The sequence below is a fragment of the Leclercia adecarboxylata genome, assembly GCF_023639785.1.
In the GTDB taxonomy this organism is placed as follows: Bacteria; Pseudomonadota; Gammaproteobacteria; order Enterobacterales; family Enterobacteriaceae; genus Enterobacter; species Enterobacter adecarboxylatus_D.
In genome coordinates, this window is record NZ_CP098325.1 from 46,707 (window position 1) to 71,510 (window position 24,804).

Consider the following 24,804-nt stretch of genomic DNA (forward strand, 5'->3'; position numbering starts at 1 on the left):
GCCGTGATGAGGATTATAAATCATCGTCATTAGATTTATACCGCTGTCCGGCGCACCATTTCCTCATCAACAACGCGATGAGGTGAATCATGAAACAATCAGCCATTATCTGGCCGCAGGACTACCTGCCAGGCACAACCGATAACTTTGCATCCAACGAAATTATCGTCGCCGGGCTGACCGCCCGGGCCGTCTGGGACCAGCTCAACGACACTTCCCGCTGGCCGGAATACTACAGCAATGCCGAAGACATTCGCTTTCACGACGGTAGCGGCCCGGAATTAAGCGCCAACGCCCGCTTCCGTTTCACCACCTTTGGCTTCCCGGTGGAAGCGCAGATCACTGAATACGTGCCCCCAGTGGCAGGGCTGGCCGCGCGTATTGCCTGGCATGGCTGGGTGGAAGGGGATGCGAATTCGCGCCTCGACGTGATCCACGCCTGGCTGTTTGAAGATCTTCCCGGTAATCGGGTCCGCATCCTGACCCAGGAGTCGCAGAAAGGCGTTCCGGCCCAGGAACTGGCGCGCACGGTGCCTAATCCGATGATCAACGGCCATCAGGAGTGGATTGTCGGTCTGGCGACGGCGGCGCGCGGTTAATATCGGGCCTACGGGACCCGTAGGCCGGTGCAAGCGCAGCGCCGCCCGGCAAAAAGTGCCAAAAGTTGTCGAAACGTTAAATAGATCACACTTTAACTGTTAAACTGCACGGCTTTCCCGCTCGTTTTCTCCTCAGGTGATGCCATGACAGAACAGATCCAATCCGCCCCTTCGCCCTATGCCAGAGAGGTGACTCGCCCTAACTGGTCGGCGGTTTTTTCCGTGGCGTTTTGCGTCGCCTGCCTGATTACCGTGGAGTTTTTGCCGGTCAGCCTGCTGACGCCAATGGCACAGGATCTGGGCATTTCCGAAGGGCTGGCGGGGCAGTCGGTTACCGTTACCGCTTTTGTGGCCATGTTTGCCAGCCTGTTCATTACGCAGGCGATTGGCACCACCGATCGCCGCAAGGTGGTGATCCTCTTTTCTGTCCTGCTGACGCTCTCCTGTCTGCTGGTCTCGTTTGCCGATAACTTTATGCTACTGCTGTTGGGGCGCGCCTGCCTCGGGCTGGGGCTCGGCGGGTTCTGGGCGATGTCCGCCTCGCTCACCATGCGGCTGGTGCCGGCACGCACGGTGCCGAAAGCGCTGTCGGTGATCTTCGGTGCCGTCTCCATCGCGCTGGTGATTGCCGCGCCGCTGGGCAGCTTCCTCGGGGGCATCATCGGCTGGCGCAACGTCTTTAACGGCGCGGCGGTGATGGGCGTGCTCTGTATTCTGTGGGTGTGGAAAGCGCTGCCGTCGCTGCCGGGCGAAGCCGCACACCACAAGCAGAACATGTTCAGCCTGCTGAAACGTCCTGGCGTGCTGGCGGGGATGACCGCCATCTTTATGGCCTTTGCCGGGCAGTTCGCCTTCTTTACCTATATCCGCCCGGTATTTACGACCATGGCCGGGTTTGACGTTGATGGTCTGACGCTGGTGCTTTTAAGCTTTGGTATCGCCAGCTTCGTCGGCACATCGCTGTCGGCGCAGTTCCTGAAGCGTTCCCTGAAAGTGGCGCTGGCGGGCGCGCCGCTGGTGCTGGCGGTCAGCGCTGTCGTGCTGATCCTGTGGGGGAGCGACAAGTGGGTCGCCTCGGCGATTGCCATTATCTGGGGCTTTGCCTTTGCGCTGATCCCGGTGGGCTGGTCGACGTGGATCACCCGTTCGCTTGCCGATCAGGCCGAAAAAGCCGGTTCCATTCAGGTGGCGGTGATCCAGCTGGCGAACACCTGCGGTGCAGCGGTGGGCGGCATTGCGCTGGATAATTTGGGTCTGACATCACCGCTGGTGATTTCCGGTACGCTGATGCTGCTGACGGCGCTGCTGGTGGCGGGGAAAGTGAAGGCGCAGTAGGTAAATTTCCCCTCACCCTAACCCTCTCCCCATAGGGGAGAGGGGACTGCCTGGTGCGGTCTTTGGCCGGGGTGAGGGGCATCCGGCTACGCTGATGTCCGTCCATGTCTTCTTGAATCCATTGAAATCAGCACCACCGACGACACAATCAACAGCGTGCCCAGCCAGTCCGGCAGGGTAAACGCCACGCCCAGTAAAATGACCGACAGCAGGGCGCTGCTCAGCGGCTCGGCGCAGCTCAGGATGCTCGCTTTAGGCCCGCCAATCATCTGGGCGCCTTTCAGATACAGGCTGAAGGTCACCGCCGTGCCGATCACCACCAGATAGAAGAACGCCAGCAGTATACTGCCGTCGATGACGAAAGTGGTGCCGCGCCCGGCGTAGAACGGCGTCAGCATTAACCCGGCCAGCAGCATACTCCAGCCGACAATCGGCAGCGTGCCGTAGCGGGCGATCAGCGTGGACGGGTAGGTGGTGTAAAACGCCGCGGAGAAAGCGGAGGCGATACCCCAGGCCAGCGCGGCCGGGGAGATGGTCAGCGAGGTCGGATCGCCGTGGGTGACCAGTAAAAAGGTGCCAATAAGCGAGGTCATGATCGCCGCCAGCACAAAGATGCCCGGCCGCTTTTTGCGCGCCAGCGCAAACCACGCCACGATAATGGTCGGGGAGAGGAACTGCAGCACGGTGGCGGTGGCGGCGTTGGATTTTTCAATCGTCACCAGGAAGGTGAGCTGGACGATCAGCGCCCCGAACAGGGAGAAAATCAGCAGGCTGAGGGCGTCTTTGCGATTTTTGATGACCGTGAAAATCTTGTCACCGTGGACGAATGAGAGTGTCAGCAGGATCACGCCGGCAAACAGCAGGCGGATCATGGTCAGATACGGCGACGGGATCTGACTTTTCTCCATGATGTACTGCGCGCAAACCCCTGAACTGCCCCATAAAATGGCGGCGATCAGGACGTTCAGCATCCCTTTTTTTGTGGCACCCATGTTCTCCCCTGTTATGTCGATTTTTTTTCTAGCATAACATGGGAGTCTTGCCCGGCGGCGCTGCGCTTGCACGGGCCTACAAAATTAGTAGGCCGGGTAAGCGCAGCGCCACCCGGCAATTCTTACCTCAGAACCACGCCTCCCACATCGCGCCGACGTTGAAGTCGTCGAGGGTTTCGTCTTTCGTGTTGTTCACGCGGGCGGTGCGTTCGTTATCCACCTTGCCGCCGGTGACGTAGAAGCGCAGCATCGGACGGAATTCCGGCCCCATGGCGATGGACATGTTCTGCGACAGGGTCAGCTTCCAGCCCTTGTTATCCCCGCCCTGGTCGTAATCAACATGCTGCCAGCCCGCCTCCAGCCAGGTGGAGTGCACGTCGTTCCACCAGTGCATCGGACGCACGATGGCGTTGTAGTTCTTGCGGTTGTCGGTGTTGTCACGGCTGTTGTCATAGTCGTGGAAGGCCAGAATGTACTCCACCTGCGTCGCCTGGGTGAACTTGTACAGCCCTTCAAAGCTGGCGTACACCGTGGTCAGATCCTCGGTTTTGTTGAACACGCTGTTGTCGGCGTTATCAGAGTAGCGGGCAATCACCTTGTTCACGCCGCTGTCGTTGGTGTGGCTGATAACCGCACCGCCCTGCCAGGCGTTGGTGCGCTCTTCGGTGTCGATGGCCTTCGAGTCAAAGCCGTAGTTGGCGTAGATCTCCAGATCCAGTGGCCCCAGCTTCATGCCGTGAATTTTGGAGGTGGCCGCGTAGTTGCCCTTGTCGCCGGTGCCGGAGCCGCCGGTACAGGTGATGCGCGACGGGTTGGCCTCATCGTCCATCACTTCCGGGCTGCAGGACTCGACCGCCGCCACGGTGGCCACGTCAAACTGCACGCCGCCGATGTCGAAGTTCTTCACCCCGGCGCCCTGGCCGTCGTGGTTCATCCAGAAGTAGTCGTTGATGCCCTGCTGCGGACGCTGGTGGAAGTCACGCCCCGCCCAGATATAAGCGTTCGGGTTGGAGGCCAGAATATTGGTCACTCCGGCGTAGGCTTTTTTCAGGTTAACCTCGTCGCCCCAGTGGTCAATCATCACGTTGACGTCCCAGATGGCGCCATTTTCGCCTTTAAAGGCTTTGGAGAGCTGGAACTCGCCGCCGTTGCTTTCGTTACCCAGACGACCAATCGCCGAGGCGCCGTTGTAGGAGCCGTCCACGGCGACGTATTTCTGATCCGCGGCCTGGAAGTGCGCTCCGTAGCGGGCATAACCGGTAAACTTAATCCCGAACGGGATCGCCATATCCGGTGACTGGGCCGCGCTTTGCGGCTCGTTGATGACGTCGGCTTTTTTCGCCACGGCGGCATCCATTTTTGCCTGGCGCTCGGCCAGGGCTTTATCCACCGCTTTGGCCACAATGGCGTCGATTTGCTCCTGCGTAAATTCCTGGGCGAGGACAGACATCGGGCAAAGCGCGGCGATAACCGCCATTGTTAATGGCAGTTTTTTAATCATATTCATGGTTATCTCAATATATAGTTAAATTTTATTCAGACAATAACCACCCCGTTCCGGACTGACAGAATATGTCGCTATCATCAGAACAAGTTGATTTTTATTTTTTAGGGTACAGAGGCTTTACACTATTATCGTAACGACATCTCCACTGCTGATATTTAAATATTAGCGCTGATATAAGTGAATAATCTCTTCGGATAATTCACGGGCCAGCAGCGAGTTCATTAAATGATCCTGGGCGTGCACCATAATTAACGTCATCGGCTGACGGGCTTCGCCCGCGTCCTGCTCGATGAGTTTGGTCTGCATATGGTGTGCCTGGCGCGCGTAACCATCGGCTTCGCGCAGCAGGCTTTTCGCTTCGTCAAAGTTGCCCTGCCGCGCAGCATGCAGTGCTTCAAAGCACAGGCTGCGCGACTGACCAGCATTGACGATGATTTCCATTACGGCTTCTTCTAAGGCAATCATCATCTCTTACTCTATTTATCGAAACTATTATTCAGAGAGGTTTGGGCAAACCATTCTCCGCTCTTTTTAATGGTGCGTTGCTGCGTTTCTAAATCGAGCTGAATAAACCCATATCGGTTTTTATACGCATTACACCACGACCAGTTATCAATAAATGTCCACATATGGTAACCAAGGCAATTACTGCCTTCGCTAATGCCTTTATGCAGCCATTTAAGATGTTCAGAAATAAAATCGATACGGTATTGGTCGTTAATCTGGCCGTTCTCAATAAAACGCTGCTCGTTTTCGACGCCCATTCCATTCTCTGAAATAAAACAGCGTGGGTTGCCGTAATTATCGCGCAGGTTAATGAGAATATCGTAAATACCCGGCTCGTAGATTTCCCAGCCGCGGTACGGGTTCATTTTGCGGCCCGGCATCTCGTAGCTGTCGAAGAACCACTCCGGCATAAACGGCGCGTTCGGATTAATGGCCGTATCACGACACTTCACCCGACGCGGCTGGTAATAGTTAATGCCCAGCAGGTCGATTTTACCGTCGGCAATCAGGGCGCTGTCTTCTGGCAAACAGGCAGGCAGCTGATCGTGTGCTTTCAGCATCGCCACCAGATCTGCCGGGTATTCCCCGCACAGCACCGGGTCGAGGAAGCTGCGGTTAAACAGCAGATCGCAATGGTGCGCGGCTTTCACGTCCGCCGGGTTCTGAGAACGCGGATAGGACGGGGTCAGGTTCAGTACGATGCCAATCTCACCGGCATAATGCCCGGCGCGGAAGGCGCGAACCGCCTGCGCATGGGCCAGCACGGTGTGATAAGCCACCGTGGCCGCACGACGGAAATCGACCACGTTCGGGTAGTGGAAGTCATACAGATACCCGCCCTCTACCGGCACAATCGGCTCGTTAAAGGTAAACCAGTGCATTACCCGATCGCCAAAAAGCTCAAAGCAGGTTTCTGCGTAACGGCCATAGGCCGCAACCACATCACGGTTTTCCCAGCCGCCAATCTCCTGCATCGCCATCGGCATGTCGAAGTGGAACAGGGTGATAAACGGCTTGATGCCCTGGGCGATCAGTTCGTCAATCACCTGATTGTAGAAGGCCACCGCCTCCTGGTTCACTTCACCGGTGCCGTCCGGGATCAGGCGCGACCAGCTTATCGAGGTGCGAAAGCTATTGTGGTTCAGCTGCTTTAACAGCTGAATGTCGGCTTTCCAGTGCTGATAAAACGTGGAGGTATTCTGCGGCCCCACCCCGTTGTGAAAGCGATTCGGCTCTTTGGCAAACCAGTGATCCCAGATGGATAATCCTTTACCACTGCCCTGGCTTTCCCCTTCGGTTTGAGTTGCAGAACAGGCGCTACCCCACCAGAAGTTTTCGGGAAATGCATATTTCATAAATCGTCCTCTTTGACTTAATTGCCGACGGTCTCTGCTGCACCTACGGTCGCCTGCGCTTTCTGCTCTTCGGTTTTCACCAGAGAACGCTCATAAGCACGCAGGAACGGTAAATACATCAGCGCCGACATCACCATACAAATGACGCACATCACCACCGGACTCAGGGCCCAGTTTGCCGCCCAGGAGGCACCAATCGGAGCCGGAGTCGTCCACGGCGTCAGCGACACAACCTGTGCCAGCCAGCCGAGTTTGGTGGCGGTGTAAGCCAGACAAGCGTTGATCATCGGAACGAACACGAACGGAATAAACAGCATCGGGTTCATGATGATCGGCGCACCGAACAGAATAGGCTCATTGATGTTAAAGAAACTTGGCACCACGCCCATTTTACCAATGGTACGCAGATGCGTTACGCGGCTACGCAGCAGCAGGAACGCCAGCGGCAGGGTAGAACCAACGCCGCCGATGAGCAGGTAGTGGTCCCAGAAGCCCTGCAGATAGACGTGCGGCAGTGCCGCGCCGGCAGCCAGTGCGGCCTGGTTGGCGGAGAGGTTAGCCATCCAGAACGGGTTCATAATGCCGGTCACAATCAGCGCGCCGTGAATGCCAGCGAACCAGAAGATCTGGCACAGCAGCACGGAGAGCAGGATAGCGGGCAGGGAATCCGAGGCGGAAACCAGCGGCTCCAGCAGGTGCATAATTGCCTGCGGGATGATCATCCCGGTCTGGGCTTCGATAAACAGATTCAGCGGGTGCAGCGTACCAATGATCACCACGACCGGGATCAGGATCTCAAACGAACGCGCCACGCCGGTTGGCACTTCTTTCGGCAGACGGATGGTGACCTTGTGATCCTTCAGCCAGGCGTAAACGCGGGTGGCGTAGATAGAGGTGATCAAGGCGGTAAAGATCCCCTGGCCCGACAGATACTGGGTGGAAATTTTGCCGTCGGCATACGGAGCAGCCACCAGCAGGAACGCCATAAACGCCAGCAGGCCGGACATCACCGGGTCGAGGTTAAACTGACGCCCGAGGCTCGCACCAATACCCACGGAGATAAAGAAGGTCATGACGCCCATGCTGAGGTTAAACGGCAGCATCAGCTGTTCACGGTAGGTCTCAGAAAAATCCAGCCAGCCGCGGGCGAAGCTGTTGGTGGTATCCGCGGAGAACGGCGGAAAGATGAACACCAGCATAAACGAGCCGATGATCATGAACGGCAGCGCGGCGGTAAAACCGTCGCGGATGGCAATCACGTACTTTTGCTGGCCCAGCTTGCCCGCCAGCGGCGCGATGGACTGCTCAATGACGGCAACCATAGATTGATATAACGAACTCATGAGAACACCTTCTTAGTGTGCCGCTTCAATGAGCGACAGAGCATAGTCCAGCACCTTATCACCACGTTGCATACCGTAGTCCATCATATCAATGGCTTGTACCGGCACACCTTGCGTAGCAGCCTTGTCTGAGAGCGTTTTTAACATGTATTTGACTTGCGGTCCGAGAAGCACGACCTGGTATTGCGGAAACTGGGTATCAAATTCTGCAACACCGTAAGCATCGATTTTGACAGGTAAACCGCGTTCGTCCGCGGCTTCGACCATTTTCCGTACCAGCAGACTGGTGGACATCCCGGCAGAACAGCACAGCATAATCTTGAACATCGACAACCATCCTCAAAATGTAAATAGTTATTGCGGAGATGATTGGATAACATATGGAAACCGGTTTCCATCCATATAAGACAGAAGTGTGACAGCCATCAAGATCCATTACTTATGGGGCCCGGTTATCGGATTTGGGTCACATATTTCGGCTACTTTTGCATCACCTGGAGTGGAAACGGAAAATCGGTTTCCATGGAAAACGGAAACAGATATACTCCTGAATGGCTATAATATGAGCCGAAGTGGGATCGGGAATTACAGGGGCCAGGAGAGACCTGTCAGGGGAAAAAGATGTCTACAATCAACGATGTATCACGTCTGGCCGGGGTGTCTAAAGCCACGGTATCACGGGTGTTGAGCGGGTCGCGCGGCGTGAAGGAAGCCAGCCGCCAGGCCGTACTGAAAGCAGTGGAAGAGCTGAACTATCGGCCAAACGTGATTGCCCAGTCGCTGCTTAGCCAGTCAACCGGCTGTATCGGGGTGATCTGCGCCCAGGACAACATTAACCAGACGACCGGTTATCTGTACGCGCTGGAAAAACATCTCAGCCAGCACCAGAAGCACCTGCTGCTTCGCTTCGCCAACGCCAAAGCCGACGTCATGAACGCGCTGGAAGAGCTCTCCTGCGGGTTATGCGATGACATTCTGATTATCGGGGCCCGTTTCCCGCTGCAAATCGATCGGGAGAACGTCATCCTGGTAGACTGCATGGAAACCAACAACGTCAATAGCATCCAGTACGACCATGCTTTTGCTGCGGAAACCGCCTGTAACTTTCTCGCCAGCCAGGGGCGCCGCCAGATTGCCCTGATCCACCCGCACGGCAGCGGTTTTGCCGATCAGGTGCTGCTGGGCTACAAGCATGGGCTGGAGAAAAACTTCCTGCCGTTTAATCGCAACCTGGTCTTTATGGACGCCACCTCATCCTCTGTGGCCCTGCAGGAGCTGCTCAACAACGCCAGTACGGTCAATTTCAACGCCTTACTGGTCGCCGACGAGCAGGAAGCACAGCGGGTGATCCCGCAGCTTCAGGCGTTCAACCGATCCGTACCCGGGGACATCATGGTCTTCAGTCTTGCGGGATCGCTGCATCTGCCGGGCATTCCGACCATTCCGGCGATTGAGTACTCGATGGATGCCATGGCGGCACGGATCGTCAGCTGGCTGGATGAGAAGACGCAGATGCTGGGATCGTATGTCCTGCGCGGGGATTTAATTATTCCGGATATGCGGCGATAAAAACTAAGGGGGCTGTATGGCCCCTTATGCGTAATCAGTAATCCTCCATGCAGTCCACCTGGCTGACGGCATCCCAGTACCCTTCCTGATTGTTCCGCTCCATTGCCACCACCGCATTTTTGACCAGCATCTGATTCGCCTCAGAAGCCATAATCATCGCCTGCCACTCTTTATCGGTTTGCTTGCGTTGCGGGGCACAGGCTTTCTTCACATCCTTTAAAACCGCCTGTTTCATCTGTTCTAATTTTACCGGATCGTTCATTTCCTGAGCATGAACGAAGGCGGCAAAAAGCAGGCAGACGATAAGGCAAAACAGGTGCGCTGACTTCATGGAAACCTCCGGAAAAAACACACACGTTTATGAAATATATCGTTACATCCGCCTTTGCGACCCAAGCCGAAAGTATTAATTTTGCCAATAGTTTCGCAGGGGTACGACTAAGCGTAGCCGCAGAATTTGGGGTACAGGCAAGGCGGGAAGAAAAATTTGTGACGACGGGTGGCGGCCAGCTAATAAAGGGTGATGCCGTTCGCACAGGCGGTTTTTCGTTGTTTGCACTTACCTTTTTTTGCCAGCACAACGCCAGAATTTAGCGATTGTATCCTGGGCTCAGTGTGCGATAGTCGATGTGCAACGTAACGGGGGAATGATATGCAACTGAGTATTACCGACACCATTACTGAACATGAACAGGAAGAGTTACTGCAGGGACTGCGGATCTATAACAGCCAGTTTATTAGTTTCTCCCGCGTGGCGAGCGATATCGCCGTCTATGCCCGTGATGAGAGTGGAAAAATGCGCGGGGGGCTGATCGGCAACCGCCAGGGCGAGTGGCTGAACATCAAATATCTGTGGGTCAGCGATGAAATTCGCGGAAACGGGCTCGGGGGCCAGCTGATGCAGGCCGCCGAAGACGAAGCGCGGAAACAAGGGTGCCGGCATGCGCTGGTGGATACCTTCAGTTTCCAGGCGCGTCCGTTTTATGAAAAGCAGGGCTATCAGGTAACCATGACGCTGGAAGATTTTCCGTATGAGGGAATACAGCGCCACTACCTGTCGAAGGCGCTTTAAGCGCCAATCCCGCCACCGATCACCGCCAGCGCATGACGGACGATCTGCTCAGGCGAAAGAGCGCGTAACCTCTCGTCATTCCGCATCCGGGAAAAGGGCACCAGCACCAGGCTTAACAGGGTGGTGAACAGCAGTTCTGGCGCCAGGCTGGGGTTCAGTTTGCCCTCCTGCTGCCAGCGGGCGACGGTATTCAGCGTCGCCTGATATTTTTCGTCGCCAAACCGGGCCTGCAGATGCGCACGCAGCACCGGCATTTCACCAATCACCTCCTGCATCCACAGCGGTGCGAACCAGTGATGTTCAACGGCCAGTTCGGCCAGCTTCTCAACCATTAACGTCAGGGCAGTCACCGGATCGTCCGGGTGGGCGCTGAAAAGGGTGGCGATGGCGCTGCGAAGCGGCAAAAAGCGCTCCTCGATCATCGCGTCGAGCAGCTGCTCCCGGGAGTTGAAGTAGTAGTGCAGCATCGCCGGCGTTACGCCTGCCTCTCTGGCGATGGCGTTGAGCGAGGTGCGGGCAATCCCCTGACGGGCAAAGAGATCCAGGGCGATATCCAGCAGCTGTTCCCGGCTGGTGGCATTGGGTTTGCTCCCGCGCGGGCGACCGGGGCGGCGGGCCTGTGGCGTGACGTCGGAATTATCTTTATGTGCTGACATGCGCGGGGGATCCCTTGACCTGATTCATAACTTCATTAAATATTAATTATCCAATTAATTAATTTCAAGCGGTGTTTCATGGTGTCCGATTCGACAACGCAAACCAAAAACGCGCCTTCCGTGCGGCTGCTGTTCAGCGCGCTCCTGCTGGTGATGCTGCTCTCGGCCCTCGATCAGACTATCGTCTCCACGGCGCTGCCCACAATTGTGGGTGAGCTGGGCGGGCTGGATAAGCTCTCCTGGGTCGTTACGGCCTATATTCTGAGTTCCACCATTGTGGTCCCCTTGTACGGCAAGTTTGGCGATCTCTTTGGCCGCAAAATCGTCCTGCAGATCGCGATTGTCCTGTTTCTGGTCGGCTCCGCCCTGTGCGGGCTGGCGCAGAACATGACCCAGCTGGTGCTGATGCGCGCCCTGCAGGGGCTGGGTGGCGGCGGGCTGATGGTGATCAGCATGGCGGCGGTGGCCGACGTCATTCCACCTGCCGAGCGTGGCCGCTACCAGGGCCTGTTTGGCGGGGTTTTTGGCCTCGCGACGGTCATCGGCCCGCTGGTGGGCGGCTTTCTGGTGCAGCACGCCTCCTGGCGCTGGATTTTCTACATCAATCTGCCGCTGGGGCTGTTTGCCCTGCTGGTGATTGGGGCGGTATTCCACGGCAGTGCGAAGCGTAACAAGCACGAGATCGACTATCTGGGGGCGATTTACCTCAGCATGGCGCTGCTGTGCATCATCCTGTTTACCAGCGAAGGGGGCACGGTACGCGAGTGGAGTGATCCGCAGCTGTGGTGCATTCTGGCCTTTGGCCTGACGGGTATTGCCGGGTTTATCTATGAGGAGCGTCTGGCCTGGGAGCCGATTATTCCGCTGTCGCTTTTCCGGGATCGCAGCTTCCTGCTCTGCAGCCTGATTGGCTTTATCATCGGCATGTCGCTGTTTGGCTCGGTGACCTTCCTGCCGCTCTATCTGCAGATTGTCAAGGAAGCCACCCCGACCGAGGCCGGTTTACAGCTTATCCCGCTGATGGGCGGGCTGCTGCTGACCTCGATAATCAGCGGCCGCATTATCAGCCGCACCGGGAAATACCGCCTGTTCCCGATCCTCGGCACCCTGCTGGGTGTTGTGGGCATGGCTCTGCTTACGCGGATCACTATTGCGTCGCCAGTCTGGCAGCTGTACCTCTTTACCGGCGTGCTGGGCGCGGGGCTGGGCCTGGTGATGCAGGTGCTGGTCCTGGCGGTGCAGAACAGCGTCTCATCCAGCCAGTATGGGGTGGCGACTTCGGGCGTGACCCTGTTCCGCTCCATCGGCGGGGCGATTGGTGTGGCGCTGTTTGGCGCGGTCTTTACCCATGTCCTGCAGTCGGGCCTGATGGCGCGCATTCCCGAGGGCACCGAGTTGCCGCGGGAGATGAACCCGACGGCCATCCATCACCTGCCGGATGCCCTGCGCCTGGACTATCTGGATGCCTTTGGCTCCGCCATTCATGCGGTGTTTCTGATGGCCGCGGGGATTATGGTACTGGCCTTTGTGCTGTCGTGGTTTTTGCGCGAGGCGCCGCTGCGCAAGCGGGAAGTAAAAAGTTAGCGATTCGGCTATTTGTTGCGAGTCGCTTTCCGAATTTGAACGCTTTGGCTTGTCTTCCTCACAGGCGTTAGCGCATGCTTTGGCCTGGTCAATAAACCAGCAGAGGTTGCGATGGAACGTAAGGCAAAAGTGATCAAAAAGGGACGAAATCAGGCGGTTATCCTGCCTGATGAATTCGCGTTTGATACGGACAGTGTGTACATCCGGCGGGATGAAGAGGGGAATGTTGTTCTGAGGGCAATGTCAGAGAAAGAACGCCACAGAGAGCATTTTTTGCGTTTATTGAGGCAGACTCATTTTCCTGATTCGTTCCTGAGCAAGGAAGAGCGCAATCAGAGCTATACAACAAGAGATCCCTTTGAAGGGTTATAAACGATGCTGCATATGCTAGATACTAACATAGTCAGCCACCTCGTAAGGCAACACCCCAGCGTGGTTAATCACTATTCTCAAATAGCGCCAGAAGATATGTGTATTTCAAGCGTAACGGAGGCTGAACTGCTTTATGGCGTCGCCAAAAAGCAAAGTCATGCATTGCATGAAACCATATCGGCCTTTCTGAAAACCATCACCATCTGCGACTGGGACAGTGACGCCGCGGCAATATACGGCAAGCTACGTGCCGATATGGAAAAGCGCGGGAAAGTCATGGGTGATCTCGATCAGTTGATCGCAGCGCATGCGCTCAGCAGGGGAACGACGATTGTGACTAACGATCGGGCCTTTGGGATGGTGCAGGAACTGAAAGTCGAAGACTGGACTACCGCAGCCTGAGCCTCTCGCCCGGTGGCGCTACGCTTACCGGGCCTGGAACACTCCGGCACATAGTCACCCGGAAAAACCTGCATATAACTTATCCTTCTTATTGATTCCTTTTCGTTTTTTAACCTGCCGCTGGGTTGCCGATATAGTCGATAAAACATTTATCAAAAGGACTGACCGGTGAAACTTCGATTGGGTGCGCTTCTACTCGCTGGCCTGCTGCTGGCGGGCTGTGACCAAGGCGGCAGCGATGCTAAACACATTAAAGTGGGCGTGATTAACGGCGCTGAACAGGACGTGGCGGAAGTCGCCAAAAAAGTGGCGAAAGAGAAGTTCGGCCTCGACGTCGAGCTGGTGGGTTTTAGCGGCTCGCTGCTGCCAAACGACGCCACCAACCACGGCGAGCTGGATGCCAACGTGTTCCAGCATCGCCCGTTCCTGGCGGAAGACAACAAAGCGCACGGCTACAAGCTGGTGGCCGTGGGTAACACCTTTGTCTTTCCGATGGCGGGCTATTCCCGCAAGATAAAATCGGTGTCTGAACTTAAAGATGGCGCAACCATCGCCATTCCGAACGACCCGACCAACCTGGGCCGCGCGCTGTTGCTGCTGCAAAACGAAAAGCTGATTACCCTGAAGCCTGACGTGGGTCTGCTGCCGACGGCGCTGGATATCACCGCAAACCCAAAAAACCTCAACATTATGGAGCTGGAAGGGGCGCAGCTGCCGCGCGTGCTGGACGATCCGCAAGTGGATGTAGCGATTATCAGCACCACCTATCTCCAGCAAACCGGGCTATCCCCAGTGCACGACAGCGTCTTTATCGAAGATAAAAACTCGCCGTACGTGAACATCGTGGTTACGCGGGAAGACAATAAAGATGCGGAAAACGTGAAGGAGTTTATCCAGTCGTATCAGTCACCTGAAGTGGCGAAGGCGGCAGAGACCATCTTCAACGGCGGTGCTGTGCCGGGCTGGGAATAAAGTCATTATGCTGCGGCGAGCCGATCGCCGCATCCAGAAAGTAAGTTGGCCCAATCCCATCGCTGAATGCCCTTTTGACCACATTCTGCCGCTCCTCCTCCGGCTAAACTTTTTGCAACACAGACCGGAGAACAGCTCATGAACATCACCCACATTCGTAACGCAACACAGCTCATTACCTACGCCGGAAAACGCTTTCTGATCGACCCGATGCTGGCACCCAAAGACGCATACCCCGGTTTCCCGGGCACCGCGCGGGAGGAAATCCGCAACCCGATGGTAGAGCTGCCCTGTGCGGTTGAAAGCCTGCTGGATGTCGATGCGGTTATCGTGACCCACACTCATGACGATCACTGGGATCGGTATGCGATTGAACAGATCGCCAAAGACAAGCCGATCTTCGTGCAGAACGACAATGACGCGCAGCTACTGCGCAGCCAGGGCTTTACGCACCTCACCGTGCTGACGGACAACAGCCGGTTTGGCGACATCCAGCTCACTAAAACCGATGGCGGCCAGCACGGTACCGATCGTGCCTATGCGGTGCCGGAGCTGGCGGAGCGGCTGGGCGAAGCCTGCGGGGTGGTGTTTCGTCATCCTGATGAAAAGACGCTCTGCATTGTCGGGGATACCCTCTGGCGCGAGTCGGTCGCGGCCGATCTGCAAAAACATCAGCCGGATGTGGTGGTGATCAATGCCGGTTACGCCCATGTAGTCGGTTTTGGGCCGATCATCATGGGCCAGGAGGATGTGCTGAATATCCATTTCCTGCTACCGCAGGCGAAAATTGTGGCGGTTCATATGGAGGCCATCAACCACTGTCTGCTGACCCGCAGCGCGTTGCGTCAATATGCAGAGGATAATCAGGTCAGCGAGGTGCTGAGCATTCCTGAGGACGGAGAATCCGTTATATTCTGAAGCAATCAGGGGAAAGGAGAGAACAATGCCACTTACTAACGTCGCGATTGTCGCCGTGGACGGGTTTAGCCCGTTCCACTACTCCGTTCCCTGCATTCTGTTTGGCGATTCGGTTTCGAGTCAAAAGCGCTTTAACGTCACGATCTGCGCCGAAAAACCGGGGTTACTGACCTCGCCAGACGGCTTTGCGCTCAACGCAACGCAGGACTATTCCGCTATCGGGCGGGGCGATATTGTGGTGGTGCCCTACTGGCAACACGTGCTGAATCGCCCACCGCAGACGCTGCTCGACAGGCTGGTGCAGGCAAGGGACAACGGGGCGGAGATTGTCGGGCTCTGTCTGGGGTCGTTTGTTCTCGGATACGCAGGCATTCTCGACGGCAAACGGGCGGCTACACACTGGGAGTTCGAGCGCCAGTTTCAGACGCTTTTCCCGGACGTACAGCTCGATATCAACGCCCTTTACGTCGATGACGACCGCATCATTACCTCTGCCGGCACCGCCGCCGCGCTGGACTGCTGCCTGTATATTATCCGCCAGCGCTTCGGCGGCGCGGTGGCAAACCAGATTGCCCGGCGGATGATAGTGCCGCCCCACCGCGAGGGCGGACAGGCGCAGTTTATTGCCCAGCCGGTGCCGGAAACCACCCGCGATGTACGGATTAACAACCTGATCGACTATCTCCAGCGTAATATCAGCCAGCCGCTGAGCCTGGATGCTCTGGCAGACAGCGTGGCGATGAGCCGCCGCACGTTGACCCGCCATTTTATGAAAGCCACCGGAATGAGCGTCAGCGAGTGGATCACCGCCGAACGCCTGCGGCGTAGCCAGCTGCTGCTGGAAAGCAGCAATCTGCCGATAGAGGCAGTGGCAGAGCAGGTGGGGTATCTCTCAGCCGTGACCTGGCGCCAGCAGTTTAAGGCCCGCTTTGGCGTCAGCCCGGCGGAGTGGCGTAAAACCTTTCGCACTCAGACCCAGGCCGGGCAAGCGTAGCGCCTGCCGGCATTTACCCCAGCCGCGCCATCTTCGTCTCTCCCTCCGCCATCGACAGCTGATACAGCGAAAACGATCGCTGCTTCTCGATCAGGTTCGCCAGCTCCGGCGAGTGGCTGGTAAGCCAGATCTGCGAATAGCGGCTGGCCTCGGCAATCAGGCTCGCCAGGGCAGGCAGCATCTGCGGGTGCAGGCTGTTTTCCGGTTCGTTGAGGGCGATAAAGGCGGGTGGACGCGGGCTGAGCAGCGCCACCGCCAGGCACAGGAAACGCAGCGTGCCGTCGGAAAACTCCGCGGGCTCCAGGGGGCGGCTTAAGCCTTCGCGCTGCATCATCATTCGGAAACGCCCCCCCGTGTTATCGCTGTAAAACACGCATCCCGGGAACGCCTGGTCGAGGATACGCATCAGCAGCAGTTCGTCGCCAATCTCAACGATGGTCTGAAAAGCGGCCGCCAGGTTGGCGCCGTCGCTGGCCAGCACCGGGGAGCGGAACCCCACCTGCGGGGCGCGCATGGCGGAACCGGACGCGACGGAAAACTCATGATAAAAGCGCCAGTTACGCAGGGACTCGCGCATCTGCGACACCTCCGGGTAGAGGTGTGGCTCGCCAAGCTGCCCGAACACCGATTCGTTCTCATACAGGGTGCCGCTGTGGGTCACTTTCTCGTGGTGAACGTTATTCAGAAACACCGTCTGGTTTTTGCGCTGCATCAGACGTGCGGAAGGGCGGCGCTGGTGGCCGCTCAGCCAGATGGACTCCTCTTTGATCACCGGATCGAGCTGAAACTGCGAGGGGTAGGGCAGTTTCTCAACAAAGCCCACCTGCAGTTCATACTCATATGTCTCTGTTTCCACCGCCAGATTCATGCGCCTGAGCTGGTCGCTGCGGGTTTTGCCCGCCCAGAACACCTTCAGAATGCCGCCTTCATTCGCCAGCGCCTGGGAAAACTGCCCCTGCGCCGCGCTGTGCATCAGGTGGATAGCTTTATAGATATTGGATTTGCCAGTGCCGTTTGGGCCGAAAACAATGTTGAGTTGCTCCAGATCCAGCGACATGTCGCGAATCGAGCGGTAGTTCTGAATGTGCAGGGTGTTGATCATCAGCGTACCCCTTTGCGGTTGAAAAGCTGTATAAAGTTACAGTATTTTAAGCCAGCTGCAAAAAAAAGACGACAGTGAGGGTGTCGTCTAAAAGGGGTATTGTTCGGGCCTCTGTGGGTCAACGGGGCCTTCGCATTTTTATCTTCATGTCACGGCCAGACGCAGACCCAAATCATCAGGATAGGGATCAAAGTAGTTTTGCGTCATCAGATAGCGGTCGGGGTATTCCGCCAGATAGTGCTTCAACAGCGTAAGCGGGGCGAGAATGGGCAGTAGCCCGTCGCGATAGTGCAGGATCACATCGCGGAGCTCGCCGCGCTGGCGGCTGTTCAGCTGGTTACGGAAATAGCCCTGAATATGCATCAGCACGTTGGTGTGAGTTTTCCGCGAAGCGGGTTGCTTCAGGATCGCCATCAGCTTTTCGCGGTACGCCTCGAAGAATTCATCCAGATCCTCCCACTCATGCAGGGAGGCGACGAACGGACCAATTTCCCGGTAGCCCGCCTGATTATGGGCCAGCAGCTGGAGTTTGTACCGGCTGTGGAAGTCCAGCAGCGCGCGACGCGTCAGGCCCCGGGCGCGCAGGGAGTTCAGTTCGTGCAGGGCGAAGACGCGCTCCACAAAATTCTCCCGCAGTACCGGATCGTGCAGGCGTCCATCTTCCTCCACCGGTAGCCACGGCCAGGCTTCAAGCAGGGCGGCGGTGAACAGCCCGACACCCTCCTTGCGGCCCCGATTGCCGTTTTCATCATACAGCCGCACGCGCTCCATGCCGCAGCTCGGGGATTTGGCACAAACGATAAAGCCAGCCAGAACGCCGACTTTTGGCAGGTAAGCCGCCACAAAATCGGCCATCTTCTGCGTCATATCTTCGTGAGGCGCTTTGCTGAACCGCATCTGCGTCTCACCGCTGTCGGTCATTATCAGGCGTAGCGCCGGACGCGGCGTAGGCAGGCCGATAGCCATCTCCGGACAGACGGGCCTGAAGTTGACCCACTGGGCCAGCTCGTCCATGACAAAGCCCATACGCTTATGCCCGCCGTCGAAGCGAACGGCGGAACCGGTCAAACATCCGCTAATACCCAGTACAGGTTTCGTTGTCATGGTGTGTTCCTCCAGAGCCTATCCCTAAAAGTTACACAACATGATAAATTTGTCCAAGTATTAACGGAGATATTTTTTAATATCGTTATATATCAAACGTTTTTAACTTCCCTTGTAGGTTGAATAACCGTACTGGCTCAGCAGCAGAGGAATATGCAGCTTTTCGTTGGTGCGGGTCACGGTAAACAGCACCGGGATCTCCGGGAAGAACGATTTCAGCTTATTCGCCTGGAAGTATTCAGCGGTTTTAAAGGTCACTTTATAGACGCCAGGCTGCATATCCTGATCCTCTGGATAGAGCGACTTGATGCGGCCGTCCTGGTCGGTTTTACCGCTGGCGACCGGGGTCCATTTGTCCTGCTGCTGTTTTTCCAGGGTGACGCTGACGCCCGGCGGCGGCGTGCCGGTTTGCTGGTCAAGAATATGCACGCTCAGCGTGCCGACAGGGGCACTAAAGGCGACAGGGGCAAAGGCCAGAGAGGCCAGGATCAGCAGAGGGGCAGTTTTTTTCATTGGGTTTTCCTGTGGAGTGGTAAGTCACAGGAAAACGTTAGCATCTGCCGCGCGGGAAAATATTCAACTTTTCGTGAAGATTCCCCCAGAAGAAAATCGTCAGAGGATAATCACCTCAAGGGAAACCTGCTGCTGCCACTGCTCCACCTGCTTTTTGCGCGCGGCGTTGAGTTTACCGCTGGTGACCAGCAGCCACCGGCGGTCCGGGAAGATTTCCGGGGCCAGCGCGGCAGGGGGAATGGGCAGAACGTTGATCCGATGGCCCTGACCGGTGCGCGCCAGGGCTTCGAGCCAGATTTCGCACGGATCGTTCAGGTGCCAGCCGGTGAGCAGAAGGTTATCCCCCGGCGCTTTCTTGTCGCCCTCAAGACAAAACGAGGTGTAGGCGACGATGATGCCGTCGAGGGCCTCCCGCAGGGTCATGGCGGCGGCAACGTTGGCCGAGACCTGGCTGCGCAGGGGGCGTAACACCTTCGCGACCAGTTCCGGCCGCGGATATTCGCGACCGGCGTCGTAAATCATCTGGCGCACGGATTCGATTCTGCCCTCCTGCAGACGTTGCAGCATGTTCATTTGCAGCGTCAGCCAGTTATTAGTGCGGTTCGGGGAAGGGCGCTCCAGCAGCGGCTTCACCTGACCAATGGGGACGCCTTTTTTCACCCAGTCGAGGATCTTCAGCGCCTGCTGGACGTCCTCTTCGCTGTACTGGCGATGGCCGCCCTCGGTGCGCTGCGGCTTGAGTAAACCGTAGCGGCGCTGCCACGCGCGAAGAGTGGTGGCGGTGATGCCGCTGAGTCTGGCGAATTCGCCGATGGAGTAGGCCATGTCTGCATCCGAAGGAAAGGAATAATCTCAATATACTACGAATATTTGCCTGCGGGATGAAGCACCAGACCGGTGCACTACACTTTACTTCCAGACGCGCAAATGAAAGGAGTTCTCATGAAACTATGGCCTGTTGTGACCGGTGTCGCCATTGCGTTGACCCTGGTTGCCTGTAAATCCCCGACGCCGCCAAAAGGCGTGCAGCCGATAACCAACTTTGACGCCAGCCGCTATCTCGGCAAATGGTACGAGGTTGCCCGGCTGGAAAACCGCTTCGAACGTGGCCTGGAGCAGGTAACTGCCACCTACGGCAAGCGCAGCGACGGCGGGATCAGCGTGCTCAACCGGGGATACGATCCGGTGAAGCGCAAGTGGAATGAGAGCGAGGGCAAAGCCTATTACACTGGCGCGCCAACAACCGCTGCGCTGAAGGTCTCGTTCTTCGGCCCGTTCTACGGCGGGTATAACGTGATCAAGCTGGACGACGACTATAAGTACGCGCTGGTCAGCGGCCCGAACCGTGACTACCTGTGGATCCTGTCACGCACGCCAACCATTCCGGACGCGGTGAAACAGGATTATCTGAACACCGCGCGCAGCCTGGGCTTCCGGGTCGATCAGCTGGTGTGGGTGAAGCAGTAAAGATCGTGCTTTCCGGGGCGGTAAAAGCGGACCCGCTGATGCCGCCCATACTTGAAAAGCAGTCCAGCGGTGACCTTCCTGCAATATGTTCTGCGGCGCACCCGGCTACAGCTTCAGGACATCCATCTGGCGGTGGGCATTCCGGGAAAAACGTGACGGTCATTGTGCCGAAAGACGGGATGTATGCGCTGATGGAGGTACGGGTTTAGGGCGAGGTAAAATATATACGCAATATTCACCGCTTGATTGAAATCCATTGCTCAATCATGATCGCATCATGAAAATCGAATCCGCAGTACCCTCGCAATTTGAACGTCTCGTCGCGATCTGGGAGTCCTCCGTTCGCGCTACCCACCACTTTTTGCAGGAGAGCGATATCGCGGCCCTGCGTCCGTTGCTGCTCAATGCTTATCTGCCGAACTTAAAGGTTGTCATTGCCCGGGACGAAACCGGTGTGATTCACGGCTTTTTAGGCGTGGATGAGAACCGCATTGAGATGCTCTTTGTCGACGATGCAAGCCGGGGAAAAGGCGTGGGTAAATACCTGCTCACTTACGCCATTGAGCATCTCGGTGCCAACGAAGTGGATGTTAACGAGCAAAACCCGCAGGGCGTCGGGTTTTATCAGCATATGGGGTTTGTGCAGACCGGGCGGTCGGAGCTGGACGGGCAGGGCAATCCGTTCCCGTTATTGCATATGCGGTACGAGGGCTAATTCCCGCACAACGCCGGGTGGCGATGTCGCCTTACCCGGCTTACAAAATGGCTGATTGCGGATTACATCAGCCCCAGCGCCTGTGGAATAAACAGGGAAATCTGCGGGATATAGGTGATGAGCATCAGCGCAATCAGCAGAGCGGCATAGAACGGCAGCAGCGGCTTGATCAGGTGCTGAATTTTCACTCCTGAGATCGAACAGCCGACGAACAGGGCGCTACCCACCGGCGGCGTCAGCAGGCCGATGCACAGGTTCGCCACCATCATGATGCCGAAGTGCACCGGGTCCATCCCCAGCTCCTGGGCGATAGGCAGGAAAATCGGCGTGAAGATCAGTACCGCAGGCGTCATATCCATGAAGATGCCGACAATTAACAGCACGATGTTAATCAGCAACAGGATCACCAGCGGGTTATCCGAAATCCCCATCAGCGTGTCGCTTATCATGTACGGGATATCGGCGTTGGTCATTGCCCATGACATGCCTACCGAGAAACCAATCAGCAACAATACGATAGACGTCGTGACCACTGATTCCAGAATCAGCTTCGGCAGCTGATGCCACTTCACCTCACGGTAGATCAACACCGACAGGATAAAGGTATACACCACCGCAATCGCTGAGGCTTCCGTGGCGGTAAACACGCCGCCCAGAATACCGCCCATCACGATAACCACCAGCAGCAGGCTTGGCAGGGCGTCCAGAAGCGCTTTCGCCGCCTGGGCGCAGGTCGGGCGTTCAGAGAGCGGATAGTTGCGGCGTTTGGCGATGATGGCACACACCACCATAATGGCCAGCCCCATCAGGATGCCTGGCAGATAACCCGCCATAAACAGCGATGCTACCGACACGCCACCCGCCGTCAGGGAGAAGACGATGAGCACGTTTGACGGTGGGATCAGCAGCCCGGTAATACAGGAGGAGACGTTCACCGCCGTTGAGAATGCCGGATCGTAACCCTGCTTTGTCTGGATAGGATTCAGCGTCCCGCCCACTGCCGCTGCGGCAGCAACCGCCGACCCTGAGATTGAGCCGAACATCATATTCGCCAGCACGTTTACGTGGCCCAGCGAGCCCGGCACGCGGCCGACCATCACCTGCGCCAGGTTGATCAGCCGTATCGCGATCCCGCCGCTGTTCATCAGCGTTCCGGCAAAAATAAAGAACGGGATCGCCAGCAGGGCGAAGTTATCCAGCCCGTTTGCCAGACGCTGGGAGACGGTGATCACCGCGATATCCCACGGGAACATCAACAGCATCGAGGCGAAGGTGGCAATGCCGATTGAAAACGAAATAGGCAAGCCAATAAACACCAGCACAAAGAAAGTGCCGAACAGGGTTAATGCGATCATTCCATCCATCAGTGAGTTCCTTCCTGCGGCCGGGACAGGCTGTGAATGCCGGTAGCAATAAAGTACAGGGCGTAGAACATCATTACCGCGCCGCACAGGGGCAGGATCAGATAGACGTACCCCATCGGGATTTGCATGGCGGCGGAGACCTGGGAAGTCGCCAGCGTTTTATCAATCAGCTTCAGGCCGCCGGTAACGATCACCAGCCCTGAGAAGAGGAAAATCAGCACGTTAATAACGATATTCAGGATGAGCTGCTTTGGGCCTTTCAGCATCATGGCGAACAGATCGATGGAGAGATGCCGCTGTGCCCCGACAGTGTACGCCGCGCCCAGGAGTCCTACCCAAATCATCAGGTAACGGGCCAGTTCATCGGTCATCGTGCTGGGCTGGTTCAGCACATAGCGGCTGAACACCTGCCACACCACGCAGACCACCAGCGCGATCATCACGGCGACGGAAAAGGCCGCAATGGTGCGATCAACCAGCGTTTTTATGCGGTTAATTATCATAGGTTATTCCCTGGAGAAGCGGGCCTGCAGGCAGGCCCGGAGGCGTGTTATTCAGCAGCTTGTTCGAATTTTGCGAGCAGGGCGGCCTGCTTAGGATCTTTTTTGAAATCGTCGTACAGCGGCTCTACGGCTGCGCGGAACGGCGCTTTATCGACGGTAACAAACTTACCGCCCATTGCTGTGGCCTGCGCCCGGGTTTCTGCTTCGACCTTATCCCAGGCTTTCTGCTGCCAGGCCTCGGAGTCCTTCGCGGCTTTGGTGAGGATCTGCTGCTGTTCCGGCGTCAGCTTGTTCCAGGTTTTGGTGGAGATGACCAGGAAGTCCGGAATGGAAGCATGCTCGTCTTCAGAAAAGACGTTAGCGATTTCAATATGCCGGGTCTGCACCCAGGACGGGACGTTATTTTCAGCGCCATCCACCACGCCCTGCTGCATGGCGGTATAGACTTCGCCGAACGAGATTGGCGTAGGGGAACCGCCCATCAGCTCAACCATTTTCAGGGTCGTCGGGCTTGCCTGAACCCGAATTTTCAGCCCTTTTAAATCCGCTGGCGTGGTAATGGGTTTTTTAGCATAAAAGCTGCGGGTACCGGCAACATAAGCGGAAAGCGCAAAGAAGCCTTTATCTTTGCTGGCATCCATAATTTCTTTACCGACGCTGCCAAAGACAACCTTATTAAAGTGCGCTTGATCCTTAAACAGGTAGGGTAAATTATAAATGGCATACGTATTATCAAATGACTCCAGATCGCTGGCGGAGCCTTTGGTCATATCCAGCGCGCCGTTTTGCAGTAATTCCATGGTTTCACGGGCGCTACCCATCTGGCTGCTCGGATAAATACGTAGGGTCATGTTGCCATTGGAAAGTTGTTTGACCTCTTTTGCCATCTGTTCGAAAGCCTGATGAACAACGTGACTGCGTTCGAGGTTATGTGCCAGTTTTAACGTGACTTTTTCTGCTGCATATGCCCCGGTTGCCAGCAATGCAAACAGTGATGCGCCCAGAATTGTTCGGGTGAATAAATGTGATTTCATGACGTGCTCCATGCTGAAATAATATAAGTATGGTTTATATCTGATGACGATTTAACATGTCCTGTATGACATCTTATCCTGGTTGTCAGACAGCAATGGATAATCTGCGTCACACTTTTTCCGCAGGTAATGAATTTGTGTCGCTTTTTGTGCGCTGAGTTAAATTTATTTGCGAAGCATGCAGTACGAATTATTAATATCGGAAATATAACGCAGGGAATACACAGGAAAAGCCGATGGGTTGATTCATTATTAACGAGGTAAAATATTTTTTCAGGGGAGGCTTCGGAAATATCGATTATTTAATCAGGAATAACTGGGGTAATGCCAGAGTATTGGCACGGTCGGCTCCCTCTCCTCTTTGGGGAGAGGGTTGGGGTGAGGGGGAATATGCAACTCAGGTGGTGGTTCCGTTCACCTTACGTTCTGCACTCCTTTGTAGACCGCGTCACTCGTGAATGTAGGTCACGCCCTCTCGACGCATCTATGCGCCTCGCCCCAGCCTACAGGAAACGCTTCGGCGATTTTCAGCCGGACCAGGGAGTCGCGCTTAGTTAGTCGATTTCATGGGTTTCTTTATTGCTGTGGGGTTGTTACCTGGTCGTGATGCCAGAGTAAGTGCCCCTTCAATGTCTTTATTTAATTCCATGCATTTTTGCTCGGGGTGGGGGCTGAGAGCTCGCCACAAAAAAGGATTGGCATGGTCGGCTCCCTCTCCTCTTTGGGGAGAGGGTTGGGGTGAGGGGGAATATGCGACTCAGATGGTGGTTCCGTTCACTTCATGTTCTGTGCTTCTCTGTCAATCGCGTCACCCGTGAACGTGTT

The 24,804-nt window shown here is 56.2% G+C and carries 27 protein-coding genes; 12 read left to right on the forward strand and 15 right to left on the reverse strand.

Going from position 1 to position 24,804, the window contains the following annotated elements; all coding sequences use genetic code 11:
- Positions 1-89 precede the first annotated feature (89 nt).
- Both NB069_RS00235 and nepI read left to right on the forward strand, forming a co-directional pair.
- Positions 90-599 (forward strand): SRPBCC domain-containing protein, encoded by a 510-nt coding sequence (locus NB069_RS00235; protein ID WP_250586802.1) that lies wholly within the window; start codon positions 90-92, stop codon positions 597-599.
- A gap of 144 nt (positions 600-743) precedes the next feature.
- Complete coding sequence (gene nepI, locus NB069_RS00240) at positions 744-1,934, forward strand: purine ribonucleoside efflux pump NepI (protein ID WP_250586804.1); 1,191 nt, start codon at positions 744-746, stop codon at positions 1,932-1,934.
- An 86-nt stretch (positions 1,935-2,020) separates the two neighbouring features.
- On the opposite strand, the gene NB069_RS00245 is transcribed toward nepI, so the two are convergent.
- The 6 genes from NB069_RS00245 to NB069_RS00270 all read right to left on the reverse strand — a co-directional run bounded on the left by NB069_RS00245 (position 2,021) and on the right by NB069_RS00270 (position 7,965).
- Positions 2,021-2,926 (reverse strand): DMT family transporter, encoded by a 906-nt coding sequence (locus NB069_RS00245; protein WP_250586806.1) that lies wholly within the window; start codon positions 2,924-2,926, stop codon positions 2,021-2,023.
- Positions 2,927-3,053: 127 nt separating this feature from the next.
- The gene (locus NB069_RS00250) at positions 3,054-4,433 is read right to left on the reverse strand and encodes a carbohydrate porin (protein WP_250586808.1); all 1,380 of its coding nucleotides are present in this window, start codon (positions 4,431-4,433) and stop codon (positions 3,054-3,056) included.
- A 162-nt stretch (positions 4,434-4,595) separates the two neighbouring features.
- Entirely contained in the window at positions 4,596-4,898 is a 303-nt protein-coding gene (locus tag NB069_RS00255; RefSeq protein WP_072250852.1) for a PTS lactose/cellobiose transporter subunit IIA, read from the reverse strand.
- Positions 4,899-4,909: 11 nt separating this feature from the next.
- Positions 4,910-6,295, reverse strand: a complete 1,386-nt coding sequence (locus tag NB069_RS00260) for a glycoside hydrolase family 1 protein (protein WP_250586810.1) — start codon at positions 6,293-6,295, stop codon at positions 4,910-4,912.
- 17 nt (positions 6,296-6,312) lie between these two features.
- A complete protein-coding gene (locus NB069_RS00265) occupies positions 6,313-7,638 on the reverse strand; it encodes a PTS sugar transporter subunit IIC (RefSeq protein ID WP_039030207.1) in 1,326 nt (441 codons plus the stop codon).
- Between the two features lie 12 nt (positions 7,639-7,650).
- Positions 7,651-7,965, reverse strand: coding sequence for a PTS sugar transporter subunit IIB (locus NB069_RS00270; RefSeq protein WP_039030206.1), 315 nt, complete (start codon positions 7,963-7,965; stop codon positions 7,651-7,653).
- Positions 7,966-8,259: 294 nt separating this feature from the next.
- Between NB069_RS00270 and NB069_RS00275 the strand changes: the two genes are divergently transcribed.
- Positions 8,260-9,207, forward strand: coding sequence for a LacI family DNA-binding transcriptional regulator (locus NB069_RS00275; RefSeq protein ID WP_250586812.1), 948 nt, complete (start codon positions 8,260-8,262; stop codon positions 9,205-9,207).
- A gap of 34 nt (positions 9,208-9,241) precedes the next feature.
- Here NB069_RS00275 and NB069_RS00280 read toward each other — a convergent pair whose 3' ends face one another.
- A complete protein-coding gene (locus tag NB069_RS00280) occupies positions 9,242-9,538 on the reverse strand; it encodes a YicS family protein (protein WP_250586814.1) in 297 nt (98 codons plus the stop codon).
- Positions 9,539-9,859: 321 nt separating this feature from the next.
- Between NB069_RS00280 and NB069_RS00285 the strand changes: the two genes are divergently transcribed.
- Positions 9,860-10,279 carry a GNAT family N-acetyltransferase gene (locus NB069_RS00285; protein WP_250586816.1) on the forward strand — a complete coding sequence of 140 codons (420 nt, stop codon included), beginning with the start codon at positions 9,860-9,862 and terminating at the stop codon, positions 10,277-10,279.
- On the opposite strand, the gene NB069_RS00290 is transcribed toward NB069_RS00285, so the two are convergent.
- A complete protein-coding gene (locus tag NB069_RS00290) occupies positions 10,276-10,935 on the reverse strand; it encodes a TetR/AcrR family transcriptional regulator (RefSeq protein WP_250586818.1) in 660 nt (219 codons plus the stop codon). The genes NB069_RS00285 and NB069_RS00290 overlap by 4 nt on opposite strands.
- A 78-nt stretch (positions 10,936-11,013) precedes the next feature.
- Here NB069_RS00290 and NB069_RS00295 point away from each other — a divergent pair, with 78 nt between their 5' ends.
- From NB069_RS00295 to NB069_RS00320, 6 genes are all read left to right on the forward strand, one after another.
- Positions 11,014-12,519 (forward strand): MDR family MFS transporter, encoded by a 1,506-nt coding sequence (locus tag NB069_RS00295; protein ID WP_250586820.1) that lies wholly within the window; start codon positions 11,014-11,016, stop codon positions 12,517-12,519.
- 111 nt (positions 12,520-12,630) lie between these two features.
- Positions 12,631-12,891: an antitoxin gene (locus NB069_RS00300; RefSeq protein WP_250586822.1), complete on the forward strand. Its 261-nt coding sequence runs from the start codon at positions 12,631-12,633 to the stop codon at positions 12,889-12,891.
- Between the two features lie 3 nt (positions 12,892-12,894).
- Positions 12,895-13,293 carry a type II toxin-antitoxin system VapC family toxin gene (locus NB069_RS00305; protein WP_250586824.1) on the forward strand — a complete coding sequence of 133 codons (399 nt, stop codon included), beginning with the start codon at positions 12,895-12,897 and terminating at the stop codon, positions 13,291-13,293.
- 168 nt (positions 13,294-13,461) lie between these two features.
- Positions 13,462-14,265 carry a lipoprotein NlpA gene (gene nlpA / locus NB069_RS00310; RefSeq protein ID WP_250586826.1) on the forward strand — a complete coding sequence of 268 codons (804 nt, stop codon included), beginning with the start codon at positions 13,462-13,464 and terminating at the stop codon, positions 14,263-14,265.
- Positions 14,266-14,403: 138 nt separating this feature from the next.
- Entirely contained in the window at positions 14,404-15,183 is a 780-nt protein-coding gene (locus tag NB069_RS00315; protein WP_250586828.1) for an MBL fold metallo-hydrolase, read from the forward strand.
- A 25-nt stretch (positions 15,184-15,208) separates the two neighbouring features.
- Positions 15,209-16,177, forward strand: a complete 969-nt coding sequence (locus NB069_RS00320; protein ID WP_250586830.1) for a GlxA family transcriptional regulator — start codon at positions 15,209-15,211, stop codon at positions 16,175-16,177.
- A 13-nt stretch (positions 16,178-16,190) separates the two neighbouring features.
- Here the strand turns inward: NB069_RS00320 and NB069_RS00325 are convergent, their stop codons facing one another.
- The 4 genes from NB069_RS00325 to NB069_RS00340 all read right to left on the reverse strand — a co-directional run bounded on the left by NB069_RS00325 (position 16,191) and on the right by NB069_RS00340 (position 19,721).
- Complete coding sequence (locus NB069_RS00325) at positions 16,191-17,279, reverse strand: AAA family ATPase (protein WP_250586832.1); 1,089 nt, start codon at positions 17,277-17,279, stop codon at positions 16,191-16,193.
- Between the two features lie 144 nt (positions 17,280-17,423).
- Positions 17,424-18,383 (reverse strand): YbgA family protein, encoded by a 960-nt coding sequence (locus NB069_RS00330; RefSeq protein ID WP_250586834.1) that lies wholly within the window; start codon positions 18,381-18,383, stop codon positions 17,424-17,426.
- A gap of 102 nt (positions 18,384-18,485) precedes the next feature.
- Positions 18,486-18,896, reverse strand: a complete 411-nt coding sequence (uraH, locus tag NB069_RS00335) for a hydroxyisourate hydrolase (protein ID WP_250586836.1) — start codon at positions 18,894-18,896, stop codon at positions 18,486-18,488.
- Positions 18,897-18,995: 99 nt separating this feature from the next.
- Positions 18,996-19,721, reverse strand: a complete 726-nt coding sequence (locus NB069_RS00340; protein WP_250586838.1) for a MerR family transcriptional regulator — start codon at positions 19,719-19,721, stop codon at positions 18,996-18,998.
- Positions 19,722-19,838: 117 nt separating this feature from the next.
- Between NB069_RS00340 and NB069_RS00345 the strand changes: the two genes are divergently transcribed.
- Together NB069_RS00345 and NB069_RS00350 are read left to right on the forward strand one after the other, a co-directional pair.
- Positions 19,839-20,363 (forward strand): lipocalin family protein, encoded by a 525-nt coding sequence (locus tag NB069_RS00345; protein ID WP_250586840.1) that lies wholly within the window; start codon positions 19,839-19,841, stop codon positions 20,361-20,363.
- Positions 20,364-20,640: 277 nt separating this feature from the next.
- Positions 20,641-21,078, forward strand: coding sequence for an acetyltransferase (locus tag NB069_RS00350; protein WP_250586842.1), 438 nt, complete (start codon positions 20,641-20,643; stop codon positions 21,076-21,078).
- Between the two features lie 62 nt (positions 21,079-21,140).
- Here NB069_RS00350 and NB069_RS00355 read toward each other — a convergent pair whose 3' ends face one another.
- Genes NB069_RS00355 through NB069_RS00365 form a run of 3 tightly spaced genes read right to left on the reverse strand, consistent with a single transcriptional unit; the run spans position 21,141 to position 23,979 of the window.
- Positions 21,141-22,442: a TRAP transporter large permease gene (locus NB069_RS00355; protein WP_250586844.1), complete on the reverse strand. Its 1,302-nt coding sequence runs from the start codon at positions 22,440-22,442 to the stop codon at positions 21,141-21,143.
- Entirely contained in the window at positions 22,442-22,945 is a 504-nt protein-coding gene (locus tag NB069_RS00360) for a TRAP transporter small permease (RefSeq protein WP_250586846.1), read from the reverse strand. The genes NB069_RS00355 and NB069_RS00360 overlap by 1 nt, the downstream gene beginning before the upstream one ends.
- A 47-nt stretch (positions 22,946-22,992) precedes the next feature.
- A complete protein-coding gene (locus tag NB069_RS00365; RefSeq protein WP_250586848.1) occupies positions 22,993-23,979 on the reverse strand; it encodes a TRAP transporter substrate-binding protein in 987 nt (328 codons plus the stop codon).
- Between the last annotated feature and the right edge of the window lie 825 nt (positions 23,980-24,804).